The organism is Achromobacter sp. 2789STDY5608621, assembly GCF_001299375.1.
GTDB classification, from domain to species: Bacteria; Pseudomonadota; Gammaproteobacteria; order Burkholderiales; family Burkholderiaceae_B; genus Achromobacter; species Achromobacter insuavis.
Genome location: NZ_CYTU01000063.1, coordinates 1 through 12743, shown reverse-complemented (window position 1 = coordinate 12743; position 12743 = coordinate 1). Strand labels below are relative to the sequence as shown.

Annotated in this window: 12 protein-coding genes; 6 read left to right on the top strand and 6 right to left on the bottom strand. The window is 71.3% G+C overall.

Translation table 11 applies throughout. The annotated features are described in order from the left end of the window. Positions 1 to 39: 39 nt before the first annotated feature. From AOZ53_RS30310 to AOZ53_RS30300, 3 genes are read right to left on the bottom strand one after another with little or no spacing between them, the layout of a single operon-like run. Complete coding sequence (locus tag AOZ53_RS30310; RefSeq protein WP_054434619.1) at positions 40 to 873, bottom strand: HpcH/HpaI aldolase/citrate lyase family protein; 834 nt, start codon at positions 871 to 873, stop codon at positions 40 to 42. Next, positions 870 to 2063 (bottom strand): CaiB/BaiF CoA transferase family protein, encoded by a 1194-nt coding sequence (locus tag AOZ53_RS30305; RefSeq protein ID WP_054490706.1) that lies wholly within the window; start codon positions 2061 to 2063, stop codon positions 870 to 872. The genes AOZ53_RS30310 and AOZ53_RS30305 overlap by 4 nt, the downstream gene beginning before the upstream one ends. Further along, positions 2060 to 2890, bottom strand: a complete 831-nt coding sequence (locus AOZ53_RS30300; RefSeq protein ID WP_054434623.1) for an HTD2 family dehydratase — start codon at positions 2888 to 2890, stop codon at positions 2060 to 2062. The genes AOZ53_RS30305 and AOZ53_RS30300 overlap by 4 nt, the downstream gene beginning before the upstream one ends. Before the next feature lie 136 nt (positions 2891 to 3026). Here AOZ53_RS30300 and AOZ53_RS30295 point away from each other — a divergent pair, with 136 nt between their 5' ends. Next, complete coding sequence (locus tag AOZ53_RS30295) at positions 3027 to 3920, top strand: LysR substrate-binding domain-containing protein (RefSeq protein WP_054490704.1); 894 nt, start codon at positions 3027 to 3029, stop codon at positions 3918 to 3920. Between the two features lie 81 nt (positions 3921 to 4001). On the opposite strand, the gene paaG is transcribed toward AOZ53_RS30295, so the two are convergent. From paaG to AOZ53_RS30280, 3 genes are read right to left on the bottom strand one after another with little or no spacing between them, the layout of a single operon-like run. After that, on the bottom strand, positions 4002 to 4802 hold the full coding sequence (gene paaG, locus AOZ53_RS30290) for a 2-(1,2-epoxy-1,2-dihydrophenyl)acetyl-CoA isomerase PaaG (protein WP_054490702.1): 801 nt from the start codon (positions 4800 to 4802) through the stop codon (positions 4002 to 4004). Beyond that, positions 4799 to 5911 carry an acyl-CoA dehydrogenase family protein gene (locus AOZ53_RS30285; protein ID WP_054490700.1) on the bottom strand — a complete coding sequence of 371 codons (1113 nt, stop codon included), beginning with the start codon at positions 5909 to 5911 and terminating at the stop codon, positions 4799 to 4801. The genes paaG and AOZ53_RS30285 overlap by 4 nt, the downstream gene beginning before the upstream one ends. Before the next feature lie 31 nt (positions 5912 to 5942). Further along, complete coding sequence (locus AOZ53_RS30280) at positions 5943 to 7133, bottom strand: acyl-CoA dehydrogenase family protein (RefSeq protein WP_054434628.1); 1191 nt, start codon at positions 7131 to 7133, stop codon at positions 5943 to 5945. A 195-nt stretch (positions 7134 to 7328) separates the two neighbouring features. On the opposite strand from AOZ53_RS30280, the gene AOZ53_RS30275 reads away from it, so the two are divergent. The 5 genes from AOZ53_RS30275 to AOZ53_RS30255 are packed head-to-tail and all read left to right on the top strand — an operon-like array spanning position 7329 to position 12434. Next, positions 7329 to 7727, top strand: a complete 399-nt coding sequence (locus tag AOZ53_RS30275; protein ID WP_054434630.1) for a Zn-ribbon domain-containing OB-fold protein — start codon at positions 7329 to 7331, stop codon at positions 7725 to 7727. Beyond that, on the top strand, positions 7724 to 8896 hold the full coding sequence (locus AOZ53_RS30270) for a thiolase (protein WP_054434632.1): 1173 nt from the start codon (positions 7724 to 7726) through the stop codon (positions 8894 to 8896). The genes AOZ53_RS30275 and AOZ53_RS30270 overlap by 4 nt, the downstream gene beginning before the upstream one ends. 17 nt (positions 8897 to 8913) lie before the next feature. Beyond that, complete coding sequence (locus tag AOZ53_RS30265; protein WP_054490698.1) at positions 8914 to 10428, top strand: class I adenylate-forming enzyme family protein; 1515 nt, start codon at positions 8914 to 8916, stop codon at positions 10426 to 10428. Between the two features lie 55 nt (positions 10429 to 10483). Further along, entirely contained in the window at positions 10484 to 11461 is a 978-nt protein-coding gene (locus AOZ53_RS30260) for a Bug family tripartite tricarboxylate transporter substrate binding protein (RefSeq protein WP_054434643.1), read from the top strand. A 19-nt stretch (positions 11462 to 11480) separates the two neighbouring features. Continuing rightward, entirely contained in the window at positions 11481 to 12434 is a 954-nt protein-coding gene (locus AOZ53_RS30255) for an NAD(P)H-dependent flavin oxidoreductase (RefSeq protein ID WP_054434635.1), read from the top strand. Positions 12435 to 12743: the final 309 nt, after the last annotated feature.

Sequence of the window (12743 nt, the reverse complement as noted above, 5' to 3'; positions counted from 1 at the left end):
GTCAGGGTTTGCCGGATTGTAGGCCGGGCGGCGGACGGCTCAGCCGGCGGCGTTTTCCCCGGCCTGCGCCAGCACCCGGCGGGCTCGGGTGATGACAGGCGCGTCGACCATCTTGCCGTCCAGCATGAAGGTGCCGGCGGCCTTGTCGCGGTGGGCCGCGACCACGCGGCGGGCCCAGGCCAGCTCGGCCGGATCGGGCGCGAAGGCGGCGTGGATCACCGGCACCTGCGCGGGATGGATGCACAGCATGCCGCCGAACCCCATCTGCTGGGCGCGCGCGGCGGCGGCGGACAGCCCCGCGTGGTCTTCGACCCCCGGGAACACGCCATCCAGCGCCGGCGCCAGCCCGGCGGCGCGGGTCTGCAGCAGCACCTGCACGCGGGCATGGTCGAGCACGGCTTCGGCGCCGGCGGTGTCCGGCGCCAGGCCCAGGTCCAGGCCGTAATCGAGGCTGCCGAACGCCAGCCGCGCCACGCCGGGCGTGCCGGCGACCTCGGCGGCGTTGAGGATGCCGCGCGCGGTTTCCAGGATGGGGATGACCGGCAGCCCGGTCTGCGCCACGTGGCGCACCTGCGCCAGGCTTTCGGCCTTGGGCAGCAGGATGCCGGCCACCGCGGGCTTGCCGCGGCAGGCTTTCAGGTCGTCGTCGTGCCACGAGGTGGAGGCGTCGTTGATGCGCACCCAGACCCGCGCCTGCGGCTGCGTGCCCAGGAAGTCGCAGAGCGCTTCGCGGGCCGAGGCCTTGGCCAGGTGCTCGACCGCGTCTTCCAGGTCGACGATGACGGCATCGGCGCCGCTGGCCAGGGCCTTGGGGATGCGTTCGGCACGGGAGGCCGGCACGAACAGCGCGGTACGAACGACGGAATGCATCACACCACCTCCGAAGCATGGAAGCGCGCCACCTGTTCGGGCGCGTATCCCAGTGATGCTAGCACCGCATCCGTGTTCTGGCCCACGGCGGGCACCGCCGCCATGCGCGGCGCGAAGGCGTTGCTGCTGGCCGGCGGCAGCAGCGCCGGCAGCGCGCCGGCCGGGCTGTCGACCTGGCTCCAGCGGTCGCGCGCCCGCAACTGCGGGTGGGCCCAGACCCCGGCCATGTCGTTGACCCGGGCGTTGGCGATCTGCGCGTCTTCCAGCCGGTCGGTGACCTGCTGCACGCTGAGGTCGGCGAAGGCCGTGACGATCAGCGCGCGCAGGGCCTCGCGGTTGGCGGTGCGCAGCGAGTTGGTGGCGAAGCGCGGGTCCTCGGCCAGCTCGGCCTGGCGCAGCACCTGGGCGCAGAACACGCGCCATTCGCGTTCGTTCTGCAGGCCCAGCATGATGGTGTTGCCGTCGCCGGTGGGGAACGGGCCGTACGGATAGATCGAGGCATGGGCCGCGCCGGCGCGCACCGGCGGCGGGGCGCCCTCGAACGCGTAGTACATCGGGAAGCCCATCCACTCGACCATGCTCTCGAGCATGGAGACGTCCAGGCGGCTGCCCAGGCCGGTCTTCTGGCGCAGCAGCAGCGCGTTGAGGATGGCGGAATAGGCGTACATGCCGGCCGAGATGTCGGCGATGGAGCAGCCGGCCTTGACCGGGTCGTCGGCGGTGCCGGTGACCGACAGGAAGCCGCTTTCGCTCTGGATCAGCAGGTCGTAGGCCTTCTTGTCCTGGTAGGGGCCGCCTTCGCCGTAGCCGGAGATGTCGCAGACGATCAGGCGCGGGAAGCGGGCGTGCAGCGCCTCGAACGACAGCCCCAGGCGCGCGGCGGCGCCGGGCGCCAGATTCTGCACCAGCACGTCGGCCTGTTGCAGCAGGCGATCCATGATGTCGCCGGCCTCGTCGCGCTTGAGGTCCAGCGTCAGGCTTTCCTTGGAACGGTTGGTCCAGACGAAGTGCGACGACAGGCCGCGCACGCGCTCGTCGTAGCCGCGGGCGAAGTCGCCCGCGCCAGGACGTTCGATCTTGATGACGCGCGCGCCCATGTCCGCCAGCTGGCGGGTGCAGAACGGGGCGGCGATGGCGTGTTCGAGGCTGACGACGGTGATGCCGTCCAGCGGGCGGGGGGCTGGCGTGCTCATGCGGTGAACCTCAGTTCGGCCTGGTGGGCCAGCGTGCCGTCCTGCTCGGCCCAGAGCCGGGCCAGGCCCGGTTCCTCGACGCGGCCGGCGACCTGGAAGGGCGTGGGCGAAATCAGCGGCCGCAGGCCGCGGTAGGACAGGTGCGTGGGGCGGGCGCCGGGATGGGCGCGCAGGAACGCGGCAACCATCTCGGTGGCGATCAGCGGGCCGTGCACCACCAGGCCCGGATAGCCTTCGGTGCCGGTGACGTAGGGATGGTCGTAATGGATGCGGTGGCCGTTGAAGGTCACGGCCGAATAGCGGAACAGCAGCACCGACGACGGCTCGATGGCGTCGCGCCACTGCGCCTGCGGCGCCGGCTCGGTGCCGGTGAGCTTGGGCGGCGTGGGCTGGCGGTAGACGATGTCCTGCTCTTCCAGGATGGCCACTTCGCCGTCCTGGCGATATTCGTGGCGCACCGTCACGAACAGCAGCGCGCCGGTGCGGCCGGCCTTTTCCTTGACGTCGGCCACCACCGATACCCGTTCGGCCGGCACGCCCACGCGCAGCGGGCGGCGGAACTCGACCCGGCCGCCGGCCCACATGCGGTTGCGGTCCTGCGCGGGCGGCAGGAAGCCGCCGCGGGCCGGGTGCCCATCCGTCCCCAAGCCATCGGCCGCGACCGTGCTGATGAAGAACGCCCACTGCCACAGCGGCGGCAGGGGGTCGCCCACGGCCGGCGCCGGGCCGCCCAGCGTGGCGGCGATGCGCGCCGCGTGTCCGGGATCCAGCGCGTCCGCCTGGCGCTCGCCGCTGCCGATCCAGCCGGCCGGGTCTGTCGATGTCATGCCGATATTCCTCTGGTAGATGTCCTGGCGGCTAGCATCCCGCATGCCGCGCGCGCTGTGAATTCATTTTTCCTCAAGGCCGGGTTTGGGGCGCCTGAATCGTGCGCCCCGGGCCGGCCGCCGTAATATAGGCGCCATGCACTTCGACCTCGCCGACCTCCGCCTGTTTATCCACATCGCCGAATCCCCCAGCCTGACGCAGGCCGCCAAGCGGGCGCACCTGTCGCTGGCCGCCGTCAGCGTGCGGATCAAGGCGCTGGAGAACCAGCTCAACACCCGTCTGTTGTACCGCGACAGCCGCGGCGTGGAAATCACCCCGGCCGGCCAGCGGCTGTTGCAGCACGCGCGGGTCATCATGCGCCAGGTCGACCACCTGAAGCACGACTTCCAGGAACAGGCCGACGGCGATGCCGGCCACATCCGCATCTTCGCCAACACCACGGCCGTCACCGAATTCATGCCGGACATCCTGGCACAGTTCCTGGCGGGCCATCCCGGCGTCACGGTCGACCTGCAGGAACGGCTGACGCGCGACATCGTGCGCGGCGTGCTGGACGGCACCACCGACCTGGGCATCGTCGCCGGCCCGGTCGACGCCCCCGAATTGCAGACCATCCACTTCAGCACCGACCGCCTGGTGCTGGTGGTGCCCAACGGCCATCCGCTGCAGGACCAGGACAAGGTCAAGCTGGCCGACGCCGTGCGCTATCCGTTCATCACCATGCACGAGGGCTCGACCCTGGTGGCGTTCCTGCGCGACCAGCTCGAGCGCATCGGCCAGCGCCTGCCGCAACGCATCCAGCTGTACAGCTTCGATTCCATCTGCCGGATGGTGCAGGCGGGCGTCGGCGTCGGCGTGATTCCCGACTCGGCCGCGCGCCGCTACGGCGCGGAAATGAAGCTGCGGGTGGTGGAGCTGGACGAGCCCTGGGTGGTGCGCGAGCGCAAGCTGCTGGTGCGCGACATCGACGCCCTGCCCGGCTGCGCGCGTGAACTGATCGAGCAGATCCGGCAGCCGGCGGCCGCCTGACGCGCAGACGGCTCCCGCCACGCCCCGCGCCCATGCGGTATGCCTGGGCCGGTCCACGCGACAAGACGCCACGCGCCAGCCCTAGCGCCCGCCGAACGCCGGCGCGCGCTTCTGCGCGAAGGCGCGCATGCCTTCCAGGTAATCGTCGGTGTAGCCCAGCTCGCGCTGCAAGGCGCATTCCAGGTCGAACTGCTGCGCCAGCGTGTTGCCGCTGGACGCATGCAGCGCCTGCTTGGTGGCGGCGTAGGCGCGGGTCGGCCCGGCCGCCAGGGTGGCGCGGACGTCGGCCAGCGTCGCGGCCAGGTCCGCGTCCGGCACCACGCGCCAGATCAGGCCCCAGGCCTCGGCCTGCCGCGCGCTGACGGCCTCGCCGAACAGGGCCGCGCCCATGGCCCGCGCCGAACCCACCAGGCGCGGCAGGAACCAGGTGCCGCCCGCGTCCGGCAACAGGCCGATCTTGCTGAAGGCCTGGATGAAACGCGCCGACTCCACCGCGAACACCACGTCGCAGGCCAGCACCAGGCTGGCGCCGGCGCCGGCCGCGACGCCGTTCATGACGCACACCACCGGCGCCGGCAGCGCGCGCAGCCGCATGATGAGCGGCTTGTACAGTTTTTCCAGGTTCTCGCTCAGGTCACGCCGCGAACCGTCTTCGGCCGGCTTGCGCTCGCCCAGGTCCTGGCCGGCGCAGAAGCCGCGGCCGGCGCCGGTCAGGATCACGCCGCGCAAGCCGGCGTGCGCCTCCAGCGAGTCCAGCGCCCGCGCCAGCTCGGCGTGCATGACGGCGGTGAAGCTGTTCAGGCGCTCGGGGCGGTTGAGCGTGATGACGCCGACGCCCTGCTCCAGCGTGAACGTGATCTCGGTGTAGCGGTCATGGCTCATGCCAGTTCCTCCAGCACCGCCAGTTGCTCGGCGCTGTCGCCCAGCAGCAGGTCCGCGACCGTCAGGCGCTTGAAGTAGTCGCCGACCTCCAGCTCGTCCGTCATGCCCATGCCGCCGTGCAATTGCACCGCCATCTGCGCCACCAGCCGGCCGGCGCGCGCCGTTTCGAGCTTGGCCGAGGCCAGCATGCGGCGGCGCTGCGCCGCGTCGGGTTCGGTCAGCGCGGCCACCGCCACGTAGGCCATCGACAGCGCCAGCTCCCTGGCCACCAGCATCTCGGCCAGGCGATGCTGCAGGGCCTGGAACGACGCCAGCGGCTGGCCGAACTGTTTGCGCGTCTTGAGATAGTCGACGGTGATCTCCAGCAGCCGCTCCATCGCGCCCGCCGCCTGGGCGCACAGCGCCGCCGTGCCCCATTGCAGCGCCTGCGCCAGGGCCGCGTCGGCCGCCGCGCCCTGCGCCAGCAGCGCGTCGGCGCCCAGCGATACCGCGTCGAAATCCAGCCGGGCGCAGCGCGCGCCGTCCAGCGTCGGCGTGTCGGTGACGCGTACCCCAGTGACATCCGCCGGCACCGCCAGCAGCAGCGTGGCGCCGTCGTCGGCCCGCGCGCTCACCAGCCAGGCGTGGGCGGCGGCGCCATGCCACACCAGGTGCTTGGCGCCGTCCAGCCGCCAGCCGCTGCCGGCGCGCATCGCGCGGCAGCCCTGGGGATCGGCCTGGTAGCGGCGTCCGGGCTCCTGGTAGGCCACGCTGACCACGCGTTCACCCGAGGCGATGCCCGGCAGCCAGCGGTCACGCGCCGCCTCGCCGCAGGCGCCGATCAGGGCCGCGCCCATCACCGCGCAGGGGATCACCGGCTCGGCCACCAGTCCGCGCCCCAGCTCCAGGTGCACCGGCAACAGGCTGGCCGGCACCTCGCCGAAACCGCCTGCTTCCTGCGGGATGTTCAGGCCCAGCACGCCCAGCTCGGCCAGCGCGCCCCAGGCCGCCTCATCGAGCCGGCCCGCGGCCTCGCGGGCGCGGCGCTGCGGCCGGGTCCATGCCTGGTCCACCAGGCGGCGCAGGCTGTCGGCCAGCATGCGCTGTTCTTCGGTATAGAGGAAATCCATGCGTCGTGTTCCTTGCGGATGCGGGCCGGGCCTACAGGCCCAGCACCAGGCGGGCGATGATGCCCTTCTGCACTTCGGTGGTGCCGCCGTAGATCGAGGTCTTGCGCATGTCGGCATAGCCGGCGCCCGAGGCCGCCGCCATCTCGGGGCCGGGGCCGTGATACGCGGCCTCGGCCAGCATCCACTCGGGGTCGTACGGCCAGGCGTCGGGGCCGGCGACTTCCATCTGCAGCATGGCCAGGTCCTGCTGGATCTCGGAGCCGCGGATCTTCAGCACCGAGGCTTCCGGACCGGGCGTGCCGCCGTTGCTGGCCGCGACGCGCAGCAGCAGCATTTCCAGCGCCATGATGTCGACCTCGATGCGCGAGATGCGGTCGCGCATGCGGCTGTCGGCCAGCAGCGGCCGGCCGCGCGCGGTGGCCTGGGCGGCCATGTCCTTGAGGATGCCGAGTTCGCGATGGCAATGGCCCAGGCCGGCGATGCCGGTGCGTTCGTGGCCCAGCAGGTACTTGGCGTAGGTCCAGCCCTGGTTCTCCTCGCCGATGAGGTTGGCGGCCGGCACGCGCACGTTCTCCAGCCACACTTCGTTGACGTCGTGGCCGCCGTCCAGCGTGCGGATCGGGCGCACCGTCACGCCCGGCGCGCGCATGTCCAGCAGCAGCATCGAAATGCCGCGCTGGGCGCGCGCCTCGGGGTCGGTGCGCGCCAGGCAGAACATCCAGTCGGCGTATTGCGCCAGCGTGGTCCAGGTCTTCTGGCCGTTGACCACGTATTCGTCGCCATCGCGCACCGCGCGGGTCTTGAGCGAGGCCAGGTCCGAGCCCGAGCCGGGCTCGGAATAGCCCTGGCACCACCAGTCCTGCACCCGCGGCATGCGCGGCAGGAAGCGCGCCTGCTGTTCGGCGCTGCCATACTTCATCAGCACCGGGCCGATCATGGACAGGCCGAACGGCAGCAGGCGCGGCGCGCCGGCCTTGAAGCATTCGACTTCGAAGATCAATCGCTCCAGTGCGTTCCAGCCGGTGCCGCCATGCTCGACCGGCCAGTTCGGCGCGCCCCAGCCCTGGTCGGCCAGGATGTTGTGCCAGCGCACGTAGTCGTCGCGCTCCAGGCGCTGGTGCCGGCGCACCTTGTCGCGGATGTCCCGCGGCAGCCGGTCGGCGGCGAACGCGCGCACCATTTCGCGGAACCGGATCTCTTCCGGCGTCCAGGTCAGATTCATGGCCTACCTCCTTGGATGGCTATCTAGCCATGGCGACCGCGCGCCGGACAATCTGCGGTTGCGGAAGACCGGCTTTTGCCTCGGTGTAGGGCACGGGCACTACGGGCCGGCAAAAGGCCTGCTTCAGCAATGAAGAATGGCACCGGCCGGCGCCAGCCCCGACACTGGCGGCTCATCCCTCCGGAACCGTATGCAATGACCGCAACCGACCCACGCGCCGCCGAAGGCGTCGAGGCGCAATACCGCCAGGCGCTCGACCAGGGGCGCTTCCAGATCCAGCACTGCGACGCCTGCGACCGCGCGGTGTTCTATCCGCGCATGCTCTGCCCGCATTGCGGCGCCGCAGCGCTGTCGTGGCAGACGCCCGATGGCCGCGGCACCGTCTATTCCACCACCGTGGTGCGGCGCAAGCCCGAGGCGGGCGGCGACTACAACGTGGCGCTGGTCGACCTGGCCGAAGGCGTGCGCCTGATGAGCCGGGTCGAGGGCGTGGCGCCCGACGCCGTGCGCATCGGCATGGCGGTGCGGGCCCAGGTGGCCGTGACCGAAGGCCGCGGACTGCTGGTCTTCGTGCCGAACAAGGAGGCGCAATGACGCTGAACGATCTGCGCGGCGCCGTCGCGGTGGCGGGGGTCGGCCATGCCGGCCTGGGCCAGGCCAACGGCTACACCGAAATGGAAATCCTGGTGCAGGCGGCGCAGCGCGCCGTGGCCGACGCCGGCCTGACCATGCGCGACATCGACGGGCTCTGCACCGCCAGCGTGGCCGCGCCGATGTGGGCGATGCCGGTCATCGAACACCTGGGCATCCGCCCCAGCTTCATCGACAGCACCATGCTGGGCGGCTCCAGCTTCGTGGCGCACCTGCTGCCGGCGCTGCACGCGCTGGCCTCGGGCCAGTGCAACGCGGTGCTGGTCTGCTATGGCAGCACCCAGCGCACGTCGACGCTGAGCCGCGCCGAGATCGGCCGCGTGCGCAAGCAGTTCGATCCGCAGCCCTACGAGACGCCGTACGACCCGTTGAGCCCGCTGTCGTCGTATGCGCTGGCCGCGGCGCGCCACATGCACCAGTACGGCACCCGCCGCGAACACCTGGCGCAGGTCGCGCTGGCCGCCAACCAGTGGGCCCAGCTCAACCCCGAGGCGCAGCTGCGCGAACCGGCCACCCTGGAACAGATCCTGGCGGCGCGCATGGTGTCCGACCCCTTGAGCGTGCGCGATTGCTGCCTGGTCACCGACGGCGCCGGGGCCTATGTGCTGGTGCGCGCCGAGCGCGCCCGCGACCTGCCGCGCCCGCCGGTCTACGTGCTGGGCAACGCCACCGCCGTGTGGAACCGGCAGATCTCGTCAATGGAAGACCTGACCGTTACCGCCGCCAGCGAATCGGGCCGCCGCGCCTACGCCATGGCGGGCGTCTCGGCCCAGGACATCGACGTGGTCGAGCTGTACGACGCCTTCACCATCAACACCCTGCTGTTCCTGGAAGACCTGGGCTTCTGCGCCAAGGGCGAGAGCAAGGACTTCATCGCCGACGGCGCCATCGCGCCCGGCGGGCGGCTGCCGGTCAACACCAATGGCGGCGGCCTGTGCTGCGTGCATCCGGGCATGTATGGCGTCTTCATCATGATCGAGGCCGTGCGGCAGTTGCGCGGCGAGGCCGGCGCGCGCCAGGTGGCCGGCGCCGACCTGGCGCTGGTGCACGGCAACGGCGGCACGCTGTCCAGCCAGGCCACCGCCATCCTCGGCACCGCCGCCACGCTTTGACTCCAACCGCAGCAACCATGTCGCACGCAGAACCGCTCACCCGCATCCACCAAGTGCTGGCCCGCCAGGCCGGCGAGCAGCCCGACGCCATCTGCCTGTACGAGGAAGGCGGCGGCATCCTGACCTATGCGCAACTGTGGCAACGCGCCCAGGACGCGGCGCGCTGGCTGGCGGCCGCGGGGGTCGAGCCAGGCCATCGCGTGATGATGGTCGGCGAGAATTGCGCCGCCATGATCGCCGCGCTGTTCGGCTGCAGTCTTCTCGGCGCCTGGCCGGTGGGTGTGAACGCGCGGCTGTCGGCGCGTGAGATCGCCGCCATCGGCGCCCATGCCCAGCCGCAGGTGACGCTGTACACCAGCGGCGTCTCGTCCGCCGCCGCCGCCCATGCCGACGCGGCCGGCGCGCAAGCGGCCGATGCCGACGCCTGGGGCCCGGGCCTGCGGGCGCGGCGCGCGGACACGCCGACGCCACCCGAGCGTGGCGACATCGCCGCCGAAGTCGCCACTGTGATCTACACGTCCGGCACCACCGGCGCGCCCAAGGGCGTCATGGTGCCGCACCGCGGCCTGCTGCACTTCGCCGGCGTCTCGGCCGCGTCGCGCCGCCTGACGCCGCGCGACATCGGCTACGCCGCCCTGCCGCTGTCGCATATCTTCGGCATCGCCACCGTGCTGATGGCCACGCTGCACGCCGGCGCCAGCCTGGTGCTGCGCAGCCGCTTCGATCCCGAGGACGCCTTCAAGGCGCTGGCCCATCCGGGCGTCAGCATCCTGCAGGGCGTGCCGACCATGTTCAACCGCATGCTGGCGGCCGCGCCGCCGCGCGGCGAATTGCGTGCGCCCGCGCTGCGCTATGTCTACACCGGCGGCGCGGCGCTCGACCCCACGCTCAAGCGCGACGCCGAGCGCTACTTCGGCGTGCCGATGCACCACGGCTACGGCATCACCGAATACGCCGGGTCCATGTTCATCACCGACATCGACACCCCGCCGGCCGATTGCAGCGCCGGCTACGCGGTGGACGGCGTCGAACTGCGCATCGGCGACGCCGACGCGCCGCGCCCGGGCAAGCGCGGCGACATCCTGATCCGCGGCCCCGGCGTGATGCTGGGCTACTACCGCGACGCGGCGCAGACGGCGCAGGCGCTGCTGCCCGGAGGCTGGCTCGCCACCGGCGACATCGGCTACCTGGACGACCGCGGCGCGCTGTACATCGCCGGCCGCTCCAAGGATCTGATCATCCGCTCCGGCTTCAACGTCTACCCGATCGAGGTGGAGGCGGTCATCAACGCCTTCCCCGGCGTGCGCCTGTCGGCGGTGGTCGGCCGTCCCACCGAGGACCACAACGAGGAAGTTATCGCCTTCGTCGAGCCCCTGGCCGGCGCGCGACTGGACACCCACCTGCTGATGCTGCACCTGCGCGCCCAGCTGGCGCCGTACAAGCGGCCCGCGCAGATCCACTGCATCGACACGATTCCCACCACCGTCAGCGGCAAGATCCTCAAGCAACCGCTGAAAGAAAGGCTGGCGTAGGCGCGGCCCCGCTGTTCCGCTCCGCGACCGGCTCATTCCACAAGGAGACATGAGCGTGAACATCAAGACCCTGCTCGCCGCGGCCGCCGCCGTGGCGGCCATGACGGCCGGCGCCAGCGCCGCCGCCGACAGCGCCTACCCCGACCGCCCCATCCGCCTGCTGGTGGGCTACGCCCCCGGCGGCCCGGTGGACACCACCGCGCGCGTCTTCGCCAAGTACCTGGGCGACAAGCTGGGCCAGGCGGTCGTGGTCGAGAACCGCGCCGGCGCCAGCGGCATGATCGCCTCCGACGCCACCGCCAAGGCCCCGCCCGACGGCTACCTGCTGGGCTTTGCCGCCAGCCCCACGCTGACCATGTCGCCATTGGTCCAGCGCAGCACCCTGTTCGATCCGCGCAAGGACTTCTCGCTGATCGGCCTGGTGGTCGACTACGCCAACGTGCTGCTGATCGGCCCGCAGGCCCCCGCGAAGAATGTGGGCGAGCTGGTCGACTACGCCCGCGCCCACCCCGACGCCGTGTCCTTCGGCTCGGCCGGCATCGGCGCCTCCAACCACCTGTCGGCCGAACTGCTGAAGAAGCAGGCCGGCGTGCCGATGCTGCACGTGCCGTATCGCGGCAACTCGCCGGCGATGATGGACGTGGTCAGCGGCAAGATCACCTTCATGTTCGACATCACCAGCACCGCCATCCCGTTCATCAAGAGCGGCAAGGCGCGCGCGCTGGCGGTCACCTCGCGCACCCGCAACCCCGAGCTGCCGGACGTGCCCACCATGATCGAGGCCGGCATGAAGGACTACGAGGTAGTCGGCTGGTACGCACTGGTCGGCCCGCGCAAGCTGCCCGACGCCGTGCAGGCGCGCCTGACCCGGGCGCTGTCCGAGGTGTCGAAGGACCCCGCTTTCCGCCGCGCCATGACCGACGGCGGCTACACCATCAACACCGGCGACGCCGCCGCCCTGCAGCAACGCATCGACCGCGAATACGCCTTGTGGGCCGATGTGATCCAGAGCGCCAACATCCAGGCCAACTGACCCCGACGGGAACCCGCCTATGAAGCCATCCGCATTGCGCACGCAGACCCGACTGCCCATCATCGGCGCCCCCATGTTCCTGGTCTCCGGCCCGGACCTGGTGGCGGCGCAATGCGGCGCCGGCATCATCGGCACCTTCCCGTCGCTCAACGCCCGGCCGCAGGAACAGCTGCACGAGTGGATCACGCGCATCGAGGACAGGCTGTCTCGCGCGCGCCAAGCCGATCCGCAGGCGCGGATCGCGCCCTATGGCGTCAACCTCATCGTCCACCCCAGCAACGCCCGCTGGCAGGGCGACCTGGCCATCTGCGCCGAGCGCCGCGTGCCGCTGCTCATCACCTCGCTGCACCCGCCCGAGGCCGTGGTCCGCGCCGTCCACGCCTACGGCGGCCAGGTCTATCACGACGTCACCACCGTGCGCCACGCCCGCCGCGCCCTGGACGCCGGCGTCGACGGCCTCATCCTGGTCGCCGCCGGCGCCGGCGGCCACGCCGGCCAGCTCAACCCCATCGCCCTCGTCAACGAGATCCGCGCCTTCCACGACGGCCCGCTGGCCCTGTCCGGCTGCATCAGCCACGGCAAGGACATCCTCGCCGCCCAGGCCCTGGGCTGCGACTTCGCCTACATGGGCACCCGCTTCATCGCCACCCGCGAATCCCTCGCCAACGACGCCTACCGCGAAATGATCCTGCGCGCCCAGGCCGCCGACGTCACCTACACACCCCACTTCTCCGGCGTCCCCGCCAACTACCTCACCGAAAGCATCCGCGCCGCCGGCCTGGACCCCACCCGGCTCCCCGACTACGACGCCCCGCCTCCCAACCTCGACAAGAGCACCCGGCCCAAAGCCTGGAAAGACATCTGGAGCGCCGGCCAAGGCGTCGGCGCCACCCAGGAAATCCTGTCGGTGGCCGAACTGGTGACCCAGCTGGAAACGGAATACCAGGAAGCAAAGAGGGCGCTGCTGCGCTAACACCGAGCCCCCCAAGCGCGCAGCGTCATCCGGAGCCGCAAGACACCGCGTAAGCCGGAAGACGGCCGCCCGCGCGGCCGTCTTCCGGCGGGCCCCGCAAACCCTTCCGCACCGCGCCGACGGTGACAAGCTTGCCAAGCGCCACCCTCCCCAACACCCGCCATTGAGTCACGGCGCGAGCGCATGGCGGGGCGTGTAGATGCACCCGAGGGAATCCGAAGGAGTCGCCGCAGGCGAGGACGAGATTCTATGGTCCGGATCAAGCTGTTTTCAGGTTCAACCTCCCGGGATCGAAGGCTTGCCCGGTGC

Excerpts from the sequence above, each read along its gene's own strand:
- AOZ53_RS30265 (WP_054490698.1), top strand. The coding sequence starts at position 8,914 with ATGTCGCACGCAGAACCGCTCACCCGCATCCACCAAGTGCTGGCCCGC.
- AOZ53_RS30270 (WP_054434632.1), top strand. The coding sequence starts at position 7,724 with ATGACGCTGAACGATCTGCGCGGCGCCGTCGCGGTGGCGGGGGTCGGC.
- AOZ53_RS30255 (WP_054434635.1), top strand. The coding sequence starts at position 11,481 with ATGAAGCCATCCGCATTGCGCACGCAGACCCGACTGCCCATCATCGGC.
- AOZ53_RS30300 (WP_054434623.1), bottom strand. The coding sequence starts at position 2,890 with ATGACATCGACAGACCCGGCCGGCTGGATCGGCAGCGGCGAGCGCCAG.
- AOZ53_RS30275 (WP_054434630.1), top strand. The coding sequence starts at position 7,329 with ATGACCGCAACCGACCCACGCGCCGCCGAAGGCGTCGAGGCGCAATAC.
- AOZ53_RS30280 (WP_054434628.1), bottom strand. The coding sequence starts at position 7,133 with ATGAATCTGACCTGGACGCCGGAAGAGATCCGGTTCCGCGAAATGGTG.
- AOZ53_RS30305 (WP_054490706.1), bottom strand. The coding sequence starts at position 2,063 with ATGAGCACGCCAGCCCCCCGCCCGCTGGACGGCATCACCGTCGTCAGC.
- paaG (WP_054490702.1), bottom strand. The coding sequence starts at position 4,802 with ATGAGCCATGACCGCTACACCGAGATCACGTTCACGCTGGAGCAGGGC.
- AOZ53_RS30295 (WP_054490704.1), top strand. The coding sequence starts at position 3,027 with ATGCACTTCGACCTCGCCGACCTCCGCCTGTTTATCCACATCGCCGAA.
- AOZ53_RS30285 (WP_054490700.1), bottom strand. The coding sequence starts at position 5,911 with ATGGATTTCCTCTATACCGAAGAACAGCGCATGCTGGCCGACAGCCTG.